Origin of the sequence: Mesorhizobium marinum (assembly GCF_040813675.1) — a bacterium.
Classification (GTDB): domain Bacteria; phylum Pseudomonadota; class Alphaproteobacteria; order Rhizobiales; family Rhizobiaceae; genus Mesorhizobium_K; species Mesorhizobium_K marinum.
On sequence record NZ_JBFOCI010000008.1, the window covers coordinates 42,045 to 57,187 of the forward strand.

Genomic DNA, 15,143 nt, shown 5'->3' on the forward strand with positions numbered 1-15,143 from the left:
TCAGGCCTCGGGCTTCGCCTCTGCGTCGCCGAGGGTCGGCTCCACCGGAGCCTCTTCCGACGCGCCGACGTCGACGCCGAGCGAGCCCTGCTGGCGGGCGATGCCGTCGATCGCGGCCTTGGCGACCAGCTCGCAATAGAGCGCGATGGCGCGTGCGGCGTCGTCATTGCCCGGGATCGGGAAGTCGATCAGGTCCGGATCGCAGTTCGAATCGATCACCGCCACGACCGGGATACCGAGCCGCTTGGCCTCGAGGATGGCGATCGCCTCCTTGTTGGTGTCGACCACGAACATCAGGTCCGGCGTCGAGCCCATGTCCTTGATGCCGCCGAGCGCCTTGTCGAGCTTCTCGCGCTCGCGATCGAGGTTCAGGCGCTCCTTCTTGGTGAAGCCCTGGGCCTCGCCGCTCAGCAACTCGTCGAGCTTGCGCAGGCGTGCGATCGAATTGGAGATCGTCTTCCAGTTGGTCAGCATGCCGCCGAGCCAGCGGGAGTTGACGTAGTACTGGGCCGAGCGCTGGGCAGCATCGGCGACGATGTCCGAGGCCTGGCGCTTGGTGCCGACGAACAGCACGCGGCCGCCCTTGGCGACGGTGTCCGAAACCTGCTTCAGAGCCTGGTGCAGCAGCGGCACGGTCTGGCTGAGGTCGATGACGTGGATGTTGTTGCGGGCGCCGTAGATATACGGGGCCATCTTCGGGTTCCAGCGATGGGTCTGGTGGCCGAAGTGAACACCAGCTTCCAAAAGCTGGCGCATGCTGAAGTCTGGCAGGGCCATTCAAGAGTTCCTTTCCGGTTGGCCTCCACGGACGTCGACGTCTCGGGAACATCCCGATGCGCCACCGGCGGTCGCCGCCGGATTTCTCCCGGCCGGAAACCAAGTCCGTGTGTGGAATGGGGCGGCATATAGACGCTGCGGCGCAGCATTGCAAGCGTCTGGCCGCAGTCGGGCCGGTTCGGCGCGCCGCAGCCCTTGCACCGTTCAGGCGATCCGCCTGACCTCCGCCGGCGCATGCCGGCGCGGCCTGTGCACCTTGCCGTTCTTCACCTTCACCCGCCGGAACACCGCGACGATCTGCTCGCGGTTGCAGGCGATCGCGCCGGCCCGGATCGCCCTCGCCCGTTCGAGGCCGGTAATGTCGTAGTGTGGAGCGGAGGTCTTCGGCGGCCCCTGGTAGAGCAGGCGGTGGATGCCGATCAGGGCGGCGAAGCGATGCAGTTCCTCTTCGCTGTCGGCCAGCATGTGGCCCCACCGGTGCCCGGCCCAGCGCCAGAGGGGATCGTCGACATAGACCGCCAAGCCGGGCCGCCCCTGCCCGCTACTTGTTGCAGGTCGACTTGGCGTCGGGCGCAAAAACGGCGAGGTCCACCAATTGCCCGTGGATCGTGAAGTCGCCGTAGTCCATGTCGAGATCGCGGGTCAGCCCGTTCTCGTAGAGCTTGAAGCTGATCCTGTAGTCGGGCGTCTCCTCGCCGCCTTCGGTGGCCTCGTCGAAATAGGCGATGTCCACCGGCCAGTACTTTTCGGTAGCCAGCGAAGCGAGCGCCTTCAGTTCCGGATCGTTGCTCCTGGTGTTTGCCGGCTTGCCGACGACAACAGTCGTCGTCATCGCCTTGTCAGCGTCCTCCGAGCCATCGAAGATGCTGGTTTCGTAGAAGGTCTCGCCGTTCCTCGCCCGGGCGATCAGGTCGACCAGATGCTGGGTCGGAAACTGCGTCGGGTGCAGCTCGAAGCTCTTCGACTCGGGCTTGTCGATCTGGATCTTCACCCCGTCCGGCTCGCGCGTGGCGCTGCCGCGCAGTTCCTTGTCGAGGTTCTGGTCGGTGTAGGACTTCGTGGCGAAGTTGAACTGCTTGCCCTCGCCGTCCTCGAAGGTGGTCGTCTGCTGGTCGGTGATCTGCGAGGCGTCGCGCGTGCTCGATTCCGTCACGTAGCGGAAGCGGACCGTGTAGCCGTCGCATGCCGATCCCCTGATCTCGTAGACCATGCGGCCGGTGATGCCGGTGATGCCGGAGCCTTCCGAAGAGGCGGTCAGCCTGAGGTCGTACACCGCGCGATGCTGGGCGAGCGGCATGGCGACGGCGGCAGAAACGGGCGCTGCGAAGATCGCGGCAAGCACAAGACGCGCAATGCGCATGAAGGACTCCAGGCAAGTGCGGCGCGGGCCGCAGTCAAGATGCCACACCATAAAAAAAGTCGTGGCGGAAGCGAGGCAAAAATAGCAGTTTCGGCCGCGATCACGGTCCAACGACAGGAATAGGGAAGAACGATGGGCGAAACAATCGAAAAGCGGCTAAGCACTCTTGGCGTGACGCTGCCGGCGGCCGCGGCTCCGGCTGCCAACTACGTGCCCTTCATGATGACCGGCAACCTGCTGTTCACTGCCGGCCAGCTCCCGCTCAAGGACGGCAAGCTGGAGGCGTCGGGCCTCCTTGGCCGCGATCTCGACACGGCGGCTGGCGCGGAGGCGGCCAGGCTGTGCGCGATCAACGTGCTCGCCCAGGCGAAGGCCGCGCTCGGCGACCTCGAGCGGATCGCGCGCATCGTGAAGATCACCGTGTTCGTCGCTTCGGCCTCCGGCTTCACCGAACAGCATCTCGTCGCCAACGGCGCATCGAACTTCCTGGCCGACGCGTTCGGCGAGAGCGGCAAGCATGCGCGCTCGGCCGTCGGCACCGCCTCGCTGCCGCTGAACGCGGCCGTTGAGGTCGAAGCCGTGATCGAATTCGCCTGAGCGATCAAGGACCGGCGCCGCCATGACCAAGGACCTTTCCTGGCTCACCAAGAGGCCGATCGCCCATCGTGGCCTGCACGACCTCAACCGGCAGGTCTGGGAGAACACGCTTTCGGCCTTTCACCTGGCGGTGGAGAAGAACTTCGCCATCGAGTGCGACCTGCAGCTGTCTGCGGACCGGGTGCCAGTGGTCATTCACGACGACGACCTGAAGCGCCTGACGGGCGTCGATGCCGCCGTCTGGCAGCGGACGGCCGCCGAGTTGCGGGCGCTGAAGGTCGGCGGGACGCAGGACCACGTGCCGCTGCTCGACGACCTCCTGGACCTGGTACGCGGCCGGGTCCCGCTGGTGATCGAACTGAAGGGCGTCGCCGGCCATGACGACGGCTTCGTCGAGGCGGTCGCCGCCAAGCTGAACGCCTACAGGGGAGACGTCGCGATCATGTCCTTCGACCACTGGCTGATCCGCGACTTCCGCGCCCACATGCCGGACATCCCGGCCGGCCTCACCGCCTATGGCAGGGACAACCGTCTTGTCGAGGGGCACTTCTCGATGCTGGCGCACGGCCTCGACTTCACGTCCTACGCCGCCGGCGACCTGCCCAATCCTTTCGTCGGCTTCGTGCGCGAACGGCTGAAGATGCCGGTCATCACCTGGACCGTGCGCGACCGCCCGGCCGTCGACCTCACCTTCAGATATGCCGACCAGATGACCTTCGAGGGGTTCGATCCCGACGCACTGGGCATCGCCGCGACAAGCTGACCTTGCTTATGTTGCAGAGCAGCATAGATTAGCAGGGCAATGGCAAGCCAGGGTGAAAGCGCGGAGCGGCCTGCGGCGGGCGGCGGGCTTTCGATCCGCGTCGCGCCGGGCATGTCGGCGTTCACGAAAGACGAGTGGGGTGCGCTCATCGGCACCTCGCGAACCGCTAACGAAACGCCGTACAACCCTTTCGTTTCATTTGATTTTCTTGATATCCTCGAAGAGACCGGCTGCGCGGTGCGCAAGACCGGCTGGCAAGGCCACCACCTCAGGCTCGAGGATGCCGGCGGCGCGTTGCTCGGGGTCGTGCCCTGCTACGCGAAATCGCACAGCCAGGGCGAATACGTCTTCGACCACGGCTGGGCCGACGCCTTCGAGCGGGCCGGCGGCAGCTACTACCCGAAGCTGCAGGCATCCGTGCCGTTCACGCCCGCGACCGGCCCTCGCCTGCTCGTGCACCGCGAAGCCGACGCCGCAACCGTCAAGGCAGCGCTCGCCGAGGGCCTCCGGCAGGTCGCGGAAGCCGTCGGCGTCTCCTCCGCGCATGTCACCTTCGCCGAACCGGACGACATCGCCGCGCTGGAGGCCGCACATTTCCTGCGCCGCATCGACCAGCAGTTCCATTTCGTCAACGAGGGCTATTCCAGCTACGACGACTTCCTCGCAACGCTCGCCTCGCGCAAGCGCAAGGCACTGAAGAAGGAGCGGCGCGAGGCCTTGTCTTCGGGCATCGGGATCGACTGGCTGACCGGCAGCGACCTCACGGAAAAGGTCTGGGACGACTTCTTCGCCTTCTACATGGACACCGGCGGCCGCAAATGGGGCCGCCCATACCTCAACCGCACGTTCTTTTCGCTGGTCGGCGAACGCATGTCCGGCGACGTGCTGCTGGTCATGGCGAAGCGCAACGGGCGCTATATCGCCGGCGCCATCAACTTCATCGGCTCCGACACGCTCTACGGCCGCAACTGGGGCTGCATCGAGGACCACCCCTACCTGCATTTCGAGGTCTGCTACCATCAGGCGATCGACTTCGCGATCGACAGGAAGCTCAAGGTCGTCGAGGCCGGCGCGCAGGGCGAGCACAAGCTGGCGCGCGGCTACCGGCCGGTGACGACCCAGTCGGCGCATTTCCTGGCGCATCCCGGCCTTCGCGCCGCCGTCGCCGACTACCTCAAGCGCGAACGGCGCGAGGTCGAGCGCATGGGCGAATATCTCGGCGAGCACGCCCCCTTCCGCAGGGGCGAACTCCAGTTCAGTGGACAATCGTCTTCGAAAACAGATTGATCACCGCCACCCCGGCCATGATCAGCGCCATCCCGGCAAGCGCCGGCAGGTCGAGCGCCTGCCTGAACCACACCCAGCCGATCACCGTTATGAAGATGATGCCGGCGCCGCACCAGAGCGCATAGACCACGCCGACCGGCATGGTGCGCAGGGGCAGCGACAGGAAATAGAAGGCCAGCGCATAGCCAGCGACGGACACGAGCGACGGCGCCAGCCGGGTAAATCCTTCGGTCTGCTTCAGCGCCGTCGTCGCCACCACTTCGAACAGGATGGCGACCACCAGGTAGACATAGTTGAGCAACATAGGGAGCCTGCCCGTTGAACGAGACGATTCGCCCGGCCATTATGCCATTGCGACAAGCGCGAGAGACCGACGATGAGCTATGACGACACCAACATCTTCGCCAAGATCCTGCGCGGCGAAATTCCCTCGCAGCGCGTCTACGAGGACGACGACGTGATCGCCTTCATGGATGTCATGCCGCAGGCCGAAGGCCACGTCCTGGTCGTGCCGAGAACGCCCTCGCGCAACATCCTCGACGCCTCCCCGGCGGTCCTCGCCAAGACGATCGCGGTCGTCCAGAAACTCGCGGTCGCGACCAAGAAGGCGTTCGCGGCAGACGGGGTGACGATCATGCAGTTCAACGAAGCACCCGCCGGGCAGAGCGTGTTCCACCTGCATTTCCATGTCATTCCGCGCCGCGCGGGCGTCCTGCTGAAGCCGCATACGGGCGCCATGGAGAAGCCCGAAGTCCTCGCCGCCAACGCCGAAAAAATCCGCGCCGCCCTCGCCTGAGCGCCGTCAGTAGCCGAGCCAGAACCCCAGGCCGAAGACCGCTTCGGCGACGACGATGCCGAGCAGGACCTTGCGGGCTATGAAGAAATAGGCGGCGAAGCCGGCGGCGGCCGACAACAGGCGCAGGGCGAGCGAGGTTTCGGCGGCCGGTCCCGCCGGAAAGCAGATCAGGTTGCCGATGACTGCCGCCACCAGCGCCGTGGCGATCGCGCGCACGAGCACCAGCACTTCGGCGTCCTCGCGCAGGCGCCCGCCGAGATAGACGCCGAGCGCGCGCCACGGATAAGTCGCCGCCCAGCCCGCGGCGAGGATGAAGACGTAGGGCCACCACCAGGCCTCGATCGCGCCAAGGGTCATGCCGACCTCCTGCCGAAGAGGTGCACGGCGTAGGCAAGCCCGCCGCCGATCAGGCCGGCGCCGACCAGGTCGAAGGCGGGCGCGAGGAGATGCAGGAGCGGGCCGAGCCCGAGCCCGAGCACCATCGCGACATGCGCCGTGCGCTCGCGCGCCGACCCCCACAGCGACGTCAGGAAGTACATCGGCGTCAGCAGGAACAGCCCGGCGTTGACCACTGGCGGCAAGCCCTGAGCGACCAGGTAGACCACCGCGACGACGATCATGTTGACCCAGACCAGGGTCGAGCCGAGGCCGAAATAGTAGCTTGTCCTGAGGTCGCGGGGCACGCTGCGCACCGTCTCCAGCGCGATCACCCAGGATGTCACGGCGATGAAATGCGCGAGCAGGTAGAGCGTGATCCTGCGCGTGCGCGGTCCCCGCAGTTCCGGCACGAGCGCCACGACCATCGGCGTCAGCCTCACCGACGAGAGAGCGACCGCGAACGCCGCGGCAAGCAGTCCCGCGCCCGAGAGGACGGCTCCGACCAGCACCACCATGCCCGGCAGCGCCCAGATGAAGAGCACCATGAACACGGCCTGCGCCATGGTGATGCCGGCCTCCTGCGCCAGCCCGGCGAAGCCGATATGTGCGGTGCACAGGATGAGGCCGGGAACCGACACCACCTTCGCCGCGCCGCGAAAATACCAGCGGCGGCGTTCGGCAAAGCCCGGAATCGCGGGATCGGCGTGTGAAGGCATCTGAACGCCGGATAACACAGGCCCCGGATCATGGCGATGCGAATTTCCGGTTCGCCTCCAGCCACGCTCCCTCATCCGCGTGCCGACGCCGACAACCTCGTGAACTTGTGCAACGCACTCTTTTCGCTCCCGCACAATTTTATTTCGCACCCGCGAACAAAGACGTTTACGCTGCCTGCTTTTTCTGCAACGTTAACAGATGCCTAATTTTATAGCTGGGCACCAGCGCGAGCCAGAGCGCCGCGCCAACGACAAGAAAAATCGTGGGGAGGAAGGGGGTTAGCCAGAACAAACATTGACCAACAGAGGGGTCAGACAATGGAACCTGCAGAGCTTCAAATGAAGGTGGAGGCGCTCGAAGCGGCGCTGAAGATGGCCACGGCCGTCAACTCCGAGGCCTTCTACTGGTGGTGCACCGCGCTGATGATATCCATCCACGCGGGCTTCCTGGCCTACGAAATGGGCGCGTCCCGCGCCAAGAACGCGCTTGCGTCGGGCGTCAAGAACCTCGTCGCCTTCGCCTTCCTCGTGCCGTTCTTCTATTTCGTCGGCTGGTTCATCTACAACGCGTTCCCGAGCGGGTTTTCCATCTCCGAGGCGGGCGCCGGCGCCCTGCCCTGGGCGCAGTCCATGGGCCCGAACCTTTCCGACAACGCGTCCGGCATCTTCTGGGCCGCCTTCACCCTGTTTGCCGCGACCACGGCCTCCATCATGTCGGGTTCGGTGATCGAGCGCATCCGCGTCTCGGGCTTCACCATCCTGGCGATCGTGCTCGGCTCGGTCGTCTGGGTACTCGGCGCCGCCTGGGGCTGGCACCCGAGCGGATGGCTGACCTCCGTCTGGGGTCTGCATGACGTCGGCGCCGCCGGCTGCGTGCACACCGTCGCCGGCTTCTTCACGCTCGGCGTCCTGATCAACCTCGGCGCGCGCATCGGGCGCTTCAACGCCGACGGCACCGTCAACGAGATCAACGGCCACAACATGCCGATGTCGCTGATCGGCCTGATGCTCATCGTCATGGGCTTCTTCGGCTTCCTCGGCGGCTGCATCATCTACACCGGCGACACCTGGATGACGATCTACAGCACGCCGGCCACGCTTTCGGCCTTCGCCTTCAACACGCTGATGGGCGTCGCCGGCGGCATGCTCGGCTGCTACCTCGTCACCCGCGACCCGTTCTGGATGATGTCCGGCGCGCTGGTCGGCGTCATCTCGTCGGCGCCCGGCCTCGACGTCTACTATCCGCCGCTCGCCTTCATGATCAGCTTTGTCGGCGGCCTGATCATCCCCAAGCTGAACACCATCCTGCTGACCCGCTTCAAGATCGACGACGCGGTCGGCGCCGTCGCCGTGCACGGCTTCGGCGGGGTCTGGGGCCTGGTGGCCGCAGGCGTGTTCGCGGCCGGCTACCCCAACGTCGAAGGACCGGCCGTGTCGTTCACCGGCCAGGTGCAGAGCGCCGTCGTCTTCATGCTGCTCGGCTTCCTGCCCGGCTACGCCCTGTCCTACGCGCTCAAGATGTTCGGGCTCCTGCGCTGCGACGAGAATGTCGAGCGGGCCGGCCTCGACCTCGCCGAGGTGCCGGTCAAGGCATACCCGGAATCGCGCGCCCTGCCGGCCTTCGGCGACGGCGCGCTGAGCCCCGCCGAGTGACCCGCGCGCCAACCGCAGAAAGGAGACCGCAATGAACACTTCGCCCATCACGACCTGGGAAGGCGCAACCGCCTACTTCACCTTCGCCGACAGTCCGGCCATGCTGGCCATCATCCTTGTCCTGGCCGTCGCCGCCTGCCTCTATGCCATCGGCAGCATGGTCAGCCATGAAAACGCGGCGTCGAAGAAGCTGAACGGCAAATAACGCCTCGGCCGCGGCGCTGCCCTGCTCCGGGCGGCGCCCTGGCCGGCTCGGTCGCCGCGCCGGCCATCAAAAAAGGCCCCGGTTTTCCGGGGCCTTTTTTTCAGTTCTTGCGGGGCAGTTGCGGAACCAGGCTGCGCTTGCCGCCCTGGTCAGGCGCCTTGGGCGTCGGCTTGGCTTTCGCCGCGGCCGGCTTCTTCGCCTTCTTGGGCGCCACTTTCACCTCTTCCTCGGAAGGGTCTTCCTTCTTCGGCTTGACGCGCGTCTCGTCGGCGATCGACTCCAGCTTCAGGCCGGCCTTGCCGTCCTCGCCGGTCTCCACCGTGACGCGCACGGTGCCGCCCTTCTTGAGCTTGCCGAACAGCACCTCGTCCGCCAGCGGCTTCTTGATGTGCTCCTGGATGACCCGCCCGAGCGGGCGCGCGCCCATGCGCTCGTCGTAGCCCTTTTCGGCGAGCCAGGCGACGGCCTCCGGCGTCAGGTCGAAGGTGACGCCACGCTCGGAAAGCTGTGCCTCGAGCTGCATCACGAACTTCTGCACGACCTGGTGCACCACCGGCACGGGCAGCGAGCCGAACGGGATGATCGCGTCGAGCCGGTTGCGGAACTCCGGCGTGAACAGCCGGTTGATCGCCTCGACGTCGTCGCCCTCGCGCTTGGTCGAGCCGAAGCCGATCGCCGCGCGCTGCGCGTCCGAAGCGCCCGCATTGGTGGTCATGATCAGGATCACGTTGCGGAAGTCGATCTGCTTGCCGTTGTGGTCGGTCAGCTTGCCGTGGTCCATCACTTGCAACAGGATGTTGAAGAGGTCCGGATGCGCCTTCTCGACCTCGTCGAGCAGCAGCACGCAATGCGGATGCTGGTCGACGCCGTCGGTCAAGAGGCCGCCCTGGTCGAAGCCGACATAGCCGGGAGGAGCGCCGATCAGCCGGCTCACCGTGTGGCGCTCCATGTATTCCGACATGTCGAAGCGCAGCAGTTCCACGCCGAGCGACGCGGCGAGCTGCTTGGCGACCTCGGTCTTGCCGACGCCGGTCGGGCCGGAGAACAGGTAGCAGCCGATCGGCTTCTCCGGTTCGCGCAGGCCGGCGCGCGCCAGCTTGATCGCCGACGACAGCGCCGTGATCGCCGTATCCTGGCCGTAGACGACGCGCTGCAGTTCGACCTCGAGGCCGGCCAGCACCTGCTCGTCGTCGGCGGAGACGGTCTTCGGCGGGATGCGCGCCATGGTGGCGATCGTCGCCTCGATCTCCTTGATGCCGATCGTCTTCTTGCGCCGCCCCTCGGGCAGCAGCATCTGCGAGGCGCCGGTCTCGTCGATCACGTCGATCGCCTTGTCCGGCAGCTTGCGGTCACTGATGTAGCGCGCCGACAGTTCCACCGCCGCCTTGATGGCGTCGTTGGTGTACTTCACCTTGTGGAATTCCTCGTAGTAGGGCTTCAGCCCCTTCATGATGGCGATCGCGTCGTCCACCGTCGGCTCGTTGACGTCGATCTTCTGGAAGCGCCGCACCAGCGCGCGGTCCTTCTCGAAGAACTGGCGGAACTCCTTGTAGGTGGTCGATCCGATGCAGCGGATCGCGCCCGACGACAGCGCCGGCTTCAAGAGGTTGGACGCGTCCATCGCGCCGCCCGACGTGGCGCCCGCGCCGATCACCGTGTGGATCTCGTCGATGAACAGGACCGCGCCGGGGAACTCCTCGAGTTCCTTGACGACCTGCTTCAGGCGCTCCTCGAAGTCGCCGCGATAGCGCGTGCCGGCAAGCAGCGTGCCCATGTCGAGCGCGAAGATCGTCGCGTCCTGCAGCACTTCCGGCACGTCGCCCTCGACGATGCGCTTGGCCAGCCCCTCGGCGATGGCGGTCTTGCCGACGCCGGGGTCGCCGACATAGAGCGGGTTGTTCTTGGAGCGGCGGCACAGCACCTGGATGGTGCGGTTGATCTCCTGCTCGCGGCCGATCAGCGGGTCGATCTTGCCGGCGCGCGCCTTCTTGTTGAGGTCGACGCAATAGGCGCTGAGCGCATCCTGCGGCTTCTTCTTGCCGTCCTCGCCCTGCTCGGCAGCACTGCCGCGCTGCTCTTCCTCGGCGCCGCGCGGCGGCCGGGCCTCGCTGGCGCCGGGACGCTTGGCGATGCCGTGGCTGATGTAGTTGACCGCGTCGTAGCGGGTCATCTGCTGTTCCTGGAGGAAGTAGGCCGCGTGGCTCTCGCGCTCGGCGAAGATCGCGACGAGCACGTTGGCGCCCGAGACCTCCTCGCGGCCCGACGACTGCACGTGGATCACCGCGCGCTGGATGACGCGCTGGAAGCCGGCGGTCGGCTTGGAGTCCTCGTCGTAGCCGGTCACCAGGTTGTCGAGCTCGGTGTCGATGTAGGTCAGCACCGTGTGCTTCAGTTCGTCGAGATCGACGTTGCAGGCACGCATCACCGCCGCCGCCTCGGCGTCGTCGATCAGCGCCAGCAGCAGGTGCTCCAGCGTCGCATATTCATGGTGCCGCTCGTTGGCGAAGGTGAGAGCCTGATGGAGCGCCTTTTCGAGGCCCTGGGAGAATGCCGGCATCTATTCAGTCCTCACTTCTTCTCCATCACGCATTGCAGCGGATGCTGATTCTGACGGGCGAAGTCCATGACCTGGGACACTTTGGTCTCGGCAACCTCGAATGTATAGACCCCGCATTCGCCGACGCCGTGATTGTGAACGTGCAGCATGATGCGGGTGGCCGCCTCGCGGTCCTTCTGGAAGAATCGCTCCAGAACGTGCACCACGAACTCCATGGGCGTGTAGTCGTCATTGAGGATCAAGACCCGGTAAAGGCTGGGTTTCTTGGTCTTGGGCCGGGTCCGTGTGATGACCGCCGTGCCGCGACCGGGAGCGCCGCCGCGATCGCCGTCGTCATCGCCGTCCTGCAAGCGGATCGCGCTTTTCGTTGTGGCCGCCCCGCCGATTTTCACCCAGTCGATCCTCATTTCGTCGTTACGCCCGAGACGCCTATGTAGTGGTTCGGGACTCGATTTTAAGCCCTTCTTTGTGGCTGACAATATGGCGGCCCGAACCATTCCGGGGGATTGCCACAATCGTGAATGATCGATGCGGCCCGCCGCGAGACCACTTCTCCGCGCGGGCGTCGATCGGGCCTGGGCATCGGGATTATTTCGTCCTGACGACGATCGACTCGAAGGGACGATAGGCGTCCCTGGCCATGTCGGCGTACAGCCCGCCGAGCCGCGTCGCCTCGCTGACGAAACCCCTGTAGGCCTGCGTCAGGTAGTCGGCTTGAATCTGCGCCGCCGTTTCGACCGACGTCGCGGCCATCAGCCTGGCGACCGTCTCGCTGCCGGCCTCGATCGCCCTGGCGGCATAGTCCGACGCCTCGGCGCCGATCGCCTGCGTCCCCTGCGAAACGGAATTCAGGCTGTCCAGGCTGGTGTCGAGGAACCGTTTGCCGAATGTGCCGGCGTCGTCGAACGACCGCGTCATCTTCAATCCTTCCGGCAGCCGCGGCACTTGCCTGCGGCCACCCGACACGAAGGTATGTTGCAGCGCACCACAAGTCAAACAGGCCGCCCCGGCGAGCCCCGGGGCGCCTGCGCATTTTAACCAAATCCGCGTCAAAGCCGGGCGAAATCATGAACGATCCGCTTACCATAAACGGATTGGTAACGCTGACCCCCGTACTGTCCCGCCAAAGCGAGGCAGGTCCCTTTGCCGCCTCACCTCCCGTGAACGCTAGCGATCAAAGGATGTAACAGTGCGTCAGGTGTTGACAGGCATGGCTCATCGGAAATTCATTTCCCGCAAACCGGCTCTGTTGGCGCTGCTCGCGTTGGCGATAGGCAGCCTGGTCGCGGCCCCGGCTCAGGCCAATTCGAAATACGCGGCGATCGTGGTCGACGCCAACACCGGCAAGACGCTCTTTTCGTCGAGCGCCGACGAACCGCGCTACCCGGCGTCGCTGACCAAGATGATGACGCTCTACCTGACCTTCGAGGCGCTCGCGAGCGGCAAGCTCAAGACGTCGTCGACCGTCACCTTCTCGAAGAACGCATCGGCCGAACCCCCCACCAAGCTCGGCGTCAAGGCCGGCGGCTCGGTGACCGTCGAAACCGCCATCCTGTCGCTGGTGACGAAGTCGGCGAACGACTCCGCGACCGCGCTCGCCGAGAAGCTCGGCGGGTCGGAAGCGGGCTTCGCCCGGATGATGACCGCGAAGGCCCGCCAGCTCGGCATGACCGGCACCATTTTCCGCAACGCCCACGGCCTGCCGAACGACGCGCAGCGCTCGACGGCGCGCGACATGGCGACCCTCGGTATCGCCCTGCGTGAGCACTTCCCGCAGTACTACGACTACTTCTCGACGCGCTCCTTCAAGTACGGCAAGCAGCGCCTGGCGAACCACAATCGCCTGCTCGGCCGGATCAAGGGCGTCGACGGCATCAAGACCGGCTACACCCGCGCCTCTGGCTTCAACCTCGTCTCGTCGGTGTCCGACGGCAACCGCCGCATCGTCGCGGTCGTCATGGGCGGTCGCACCGCGAAGTCGCGCGACGACCATATGGCCGAACTCATCCGCACCTGGCTGCCGAAGGCTTCGGGCCGGCGCGGCGGCGGCGACCTCGTCGCGAAGGCTGCGGACGAATCCGGCAAGTCGCCGATCCGCGCGCTTGCCGCGCTGCTGCCCGGAAGCGGCGCACCGAAGCCCAAGCCGCGCCCGGAAGAGAACATCGCTGCCTATGCCGGCATCGAGGAAGAGACTGTCGAGCAGGGTTCGGCCGAACCCGAGGTCGAAGTCGTCGAGCAGGCCTACGCCGACCCGATCGCCGCGCGCATGGCCGACATCGACCCGATCAACACCGCCGCCGTGCCGAAGTCTGGCTGGGCGATCCAGGTCGCGTCGTCGCCGAGCGAGGTCGAGGCGCGTGCCTTCCTGACCAGGACGACCCGCAGCGCCCGCGACGTCCTCGCCTCTGCGTCGCCCTACACCATGACATACGACAAGGATGGCGTGACCTACTACCGCGCGCGCTTCGGCGGCTTCGACTCGAAGAACGCCGCCTGGAACGCCTGCGGTGCCCTGAAGAAGAAGAAGATCGATTGTTATGCCGTCCAGCAGTAGCTGGACGACACCCTCCGGTATGTATCGTGTCGAAGGAGAACTACCCGTGATTGGACAACAGGACGTCCTTGGCCTCGTTGATCCGGGCCGCCAGGAACGAGGTGCCCCCGAGGTCGGGATGCAGGCGCTGCATCAGGCGGCGGTGCGCCTTTCGGATATCCGCCGTGGTGGCGCCCGCTTCAAGACCAAGGACCTTGTAGGCCTCCTCCTTAGTCATGGGGCCAGAACCTGGCGCAACACCATGCCGCTTGCCACCATCCGCCTCAGCGTCCTCTCGCCAGGCGGGAAAGCGGCCGTCAAGATACGTCTCCAGTAGCTGGCGGCTCTCGAAGTCCGCCGCCAGTTCCTCGCGCAGCAGCATCAGCTGTTTCCGCGACAGGCTGGACAGGAGCTTCTGCTCGAAGGTTCCGGCCAGCACCATGCCTTCCAGCCCGCCGCTGTCGTGGTCGAGTTCCATCTCGAGCGCCGCGGTCCGCACGGTCGAGCGCTGGCCCGTCGATCGCGTCCGGGTGCGACGGACGCGCCCGAAGCTGTACCACCCAGCGGCGAGCGACAGCAGCATGCCGCCGACGCCGGCCCGGCCCAGAGCGATCAGCCCGAAACCTGCGACCCCGAGCACCACCGGCCCCGCCAGCCGCACCGCCCCGGCAAGCTGCCTCGCATCGACGCGCAGGAATGCCGCGACGAGACCGGCCGCCACGAGCGCTGCCGCCACGATGCCGATCGTCGCGCTCATCCGCCGCGGCCCCGCATCTGCTCGATCATCAGCCTGTCCTCGGGCCGGTCGCGGCTTTCGAGCGCCTTGAGCCCGCCGCTGGCAAACACCGCCACCGACGAGAGCAGGCCGGCAAGCGTCGCGGCCGCGTTGCGGTCGAAGCGGAACCAGGCGCCCTTCGACAGCCGGGCTATCTCCTTGAAGGCCTTTTCCGCGACGCCGTCCCTGCCCTCCTGGAAAACGAACACCGGCACGCCGCGCAGGCCGAGCCGTCCTGCCTTGTCGGCGAGGTCGTCGACCTCCTCTTCCATGGCGTCGCCGATATAGACCAGCGCGTCGATCTTGCTCCGCTCCGCCTCCTTCAGCGCGTGGCCGAGCACCTTGCCGATCTGGGTGTGGCCGCCGCGGCAGGCGATATCGGTCATCAGTCGCTTCAGTTCGTCGGTATTGTCGGCGAATCTGGAGGCCCGGCATTCACCGAGGCCGCGAAAATAGACGAGCTGCACGGCGAGCGATCCGGCCTTTCCGACCGCGTCGAACATCTGCGCCTGCAGCGCGCAGGCGAGATCCCAGGTCGGCTGGCGGCTCATCGTCGCGTCGAGCGCCAGGATCAGCCGCCCGCCGGCGCCCCCTCGCGTCTGCGCCACAGCCCGCACCTGCCGCAGGAATGCGTCGATCTCGCCGGATGACGACCGCTTCTCGGGCGCCTTCGCGTCGCCCCTTGCCGGAACCGGTCTTTTCTCCTCACTCATGCGCAAAACATGTGACGGTGCGGCATAGCTTGC

Annotated in this window: 18 protein-coding genes; 7 read left to right on the forward strand and 11 right to left on the reverse strand. The window is 66.1% G+C overall.

Annotated features, from left to right (window positions below):
- The 3 genes from rpsB to ABUE31_RS20670 form a co-directional block, all read right to left on the reverse strand.
- Positions 1–777 carry a 30S ribosomal protein S2 gene (gene rpsB / locus ABUE31_RS20660; RefSeq protein ID WP_367725642.1) on the reverse strand — a complete coding sequence of 259 codons (777 nt, stop codon included), beginning with the start codon at positions 775–777 and terminating at the stop codon, positions 1–3.
- Positions 778–981: 204 nt separating this feature from the next.
- A complete protein-coding gene (locus tag ABUE31_RS20665) occupies positions 982–1,299 on the reverse strand; it encodes a DUF4031 domain-containing protein (protein WP_367725643.1) in 318 nt (105 codons plus the stop codon).
- Between the two features lie 19 nt (positions 1,300–1,318).
- Positions 1,319–2,137, reverse strand: coding sequence for a cell envelope integrity EipB family protein (locus ABUE31_RS20670; RefSeq protein WP_367725644.1), 819 nt, complete (start codon positions 2,135–2,137; stop codon positions 1,319–1,321).
- 132 nt (positions 2,138–2,269) lie between these two features.
- On the opposite strand from ABUE31_RS20670, the gene ABUE31_RS20675 reads away from it, so the two are divergent.
- From ABUE31_RS20675 to ABUE31_RS20685, 3 genes are all read left to right on the forward strand, one after another.
- Entirely contained in the window at positions 2,270–2,734 is a 465-nt protein-coding gene (locus ABUE31_RS20675) for a RidA family protein (RefSeq protein WP_367725645.1), read from the forward strand.
- Between the two features lie 22 nt (positions 2,735–2,756).
- Complete coding sequence (locus tag ABUE31_RS20680) at positions 2,757–3,497, forward strand: glycerophosphodiester phosphodiesterase (protein WP_367725646.1); 741 nt, start codon at positions 2,757–2,759, stop codon at positions 3,495–3,497.
- 111 nt (positions 3,498–3,608) lie between these two features.
- Entirely contained in the window at positions 3,609–4,784 is a 1,176-nt protein-coding gene (locus ABUE31_RS20685; protein WP_367725727.1) for a GNAT family N-acetyltransferase, read from the forward strand.
- On the opposite strand, the gene ABUE31_RS20690 is transcribed toward ABUE31_RS20685, so the two are convergent.
- Positions 4,753–5,085 (reverse strand): DMT family transporter, encoded by a 333-nt coding sequence (locus ABUE31_RS20690; protein WP_437344167.1) that lies wholly within the window; start codon positions 5,083–5,085, stop codon positions 4,753–4,755. The genes ABUE31_RS20685 and ABUE31_RS20690 overlap by 32 nt on opposite strands.
- Positions 5,086–5,160: 75 nt before the next feature.
- Here ABUE31_RS20690 and ABUE31_RS20695 point away from each other — a divergent pair, with 75 nt between their 5' ends.
- A complete protein-coding gene (locus tag ABUE31_RS20695; RefSeq protein WP_367725648.1) occupies positions 5,161–5,580 on the forward strand; it encodes an HIT family protein in 420 nt (139 codons plus the stop codon).
- Positions 5,581–5,586: 6 nt separating this feature from the next.
- On the opposite strand, the gene ABUE31_RS20700 is transcribed toward ABUE31_RS20695, so the two are convergent.
- Both ABUE31_RS20700 and ABUE31_RS20705 read right to left on the reverse strand, forming a co-directional pair.
- Entirely contained in the window at positions 5,587–5,937 is a 351-nt protein-coding gene (locus ABUE31_RS20700; RefSeq protein ID WP_367725649.1) for an AzlD domain-containing protein, read from the reverse strand.
- Positions 5,934–6,674 carry an AzlC family ABC transporter permease gene (locus ABUE31_RS20705; RefSeq protein WP_367725650.1) on the reverse strand — a complete coding sequence of 247 codons (741 nt, stop codon included), beginning with the start codon at positions 6,672–6,674 and terminating at the stop codon, positions 5,934–5,936. Before ABUE31_RS20705 ends, ABUE31_RS20700 begins: the two co-directional genes overlap by 4 nt.
- 318 nt (positions 6,675–6,992) lie before the next feature.
- Here ABUE31_RS20705 and ABUE31_RS20710 point away from each other — a divergent pair, with 318 nt between their 5' ends.
- Both ABUE31_RS20710 and ABUE31_RS20715 read left to right on the forward strand, forming a co-directional pair.
- Positions 6,993–8,327, forward strand: coding sequence for an ammonium transporter (locus ABUE31_RS20710; RefSeq protein ID WP_367725651.1), 1,335 nt, complete (start codon positions 6,993–6,995; stop codon positions 8,325–8,327).
- 31 nt (positions 8,328–8,358) lie between these two features.
- Positions 8,359–8,532, forward strand: a complete 174-nt coding sequence (locus ABUE31_RS20715; protein WP_367725652.1) for a hypothetical protein — start codon at positions 8,359–8,361, stop codon at positions 8,530–8,532.
- A gap of 100 nt (positions 8,533–8,632) precedes the next feature.
- Here ABUE31_RS20715 and clpA read toward each other — a convergent pair whose 3' ends face one another.
- The 3 genes from clpA to ABUE31_RS20730 all read right to left on the reverse strand — a co-directional run bounded on the left by clpA (position 8,633) and on the right by ABUE31_RS20730 (position 12,007).
- The gene (gene clpA, locus ABUE31_RS20720; protein ID WP_367725653.1) at positions 8,633–11,089 is read right to left on the reverse strand and encodes an ATP-dependent Clp protease ATP-binding subunit ClpA; all 2,457 of its coding nucleotides are present in this window, start codon (positions 11,087–11,089) and stop codon (positions 8,633–8,635) included.
- Between the two features lie 11 nt (positions 11,090–11,100).
- Positions 11,101–11,496 carry an ATP-dependent Clp protease adapter ClpS gene (clpS, locus tag ABUE31_RS20725; RefSeq protein ID WP_367725654.1) on the reverse strand — a complete coding sequence of 132 codons (396 nt, stop codon included), beginning with the start codon at positions 11,494–11,496 and terminating at the stop codon, positions 11,101–11,103.
- A gap of 181 nt (positions 11,497–11,677) precedes the next feature.
- Positions 11,678–12,007 carry a phasin family protein gene (locus ABUE31_RS20730; RefSeq protein WP_367725655.1) on the reverse strand — a complete coding sequence of 110 codons (330 nt, stop codon included), beginning with the start codon at positions 12,005–12,007 and terminating at the stop codon, positions 11,678–11,680.
- A gap of 292 nt (positions 12,008–12,299) precedes the next feature.
- Here ABUE31_RS20730 and ABUE31_RS20735 point away from each other — a divergent pair, with 292 nt between their 5' ends.
- A complete protein-coding gene (locus ABUE31_RS20735; RefSeq protein ID WP_367725656.1) occupies positions 12,300–13,643 on the forward strand; it encodes a serine hydrolase in 1,344 nt (447 codons plus the stop codon).
- A 40-nt stretch (positions 13,644–13,683) separates the two neighbouring features.
- On the opposite strand, the gene ABUE31_RS20740 is transcribed toward ABUE31_RS20735, so the two are convergent.
- Positions 13,684–14,379, reverse strand: a complete 696-nt coding sequence (locus ABUE31_RS20740; protein ID WP_367725657.1) for a DnaJ domain-containing protein — start codon at positions 14,377–14,379, stop codon at positions 13,684–13,686.
- The gene (locus tag ABUE31_RS20745) at positions 14,376–15,110 is read right to left on the reverse strand and encodes a vWA domain-containing protein (RefSeq protein WP_367725658.1); all 735 of its coding nucleotides are present in this window, start codon (positions 15,108–15,110) and stop codon (positions 14,376–14,378) included. The genes ABUE31_RS20740 and ABUE31_RS20745 overlap by 4 nt, the downstream gene beginning before the upstream one ends.
- Between the last annotated feature and the right edge of the window lie 33 nt (positions 15,111–15,143).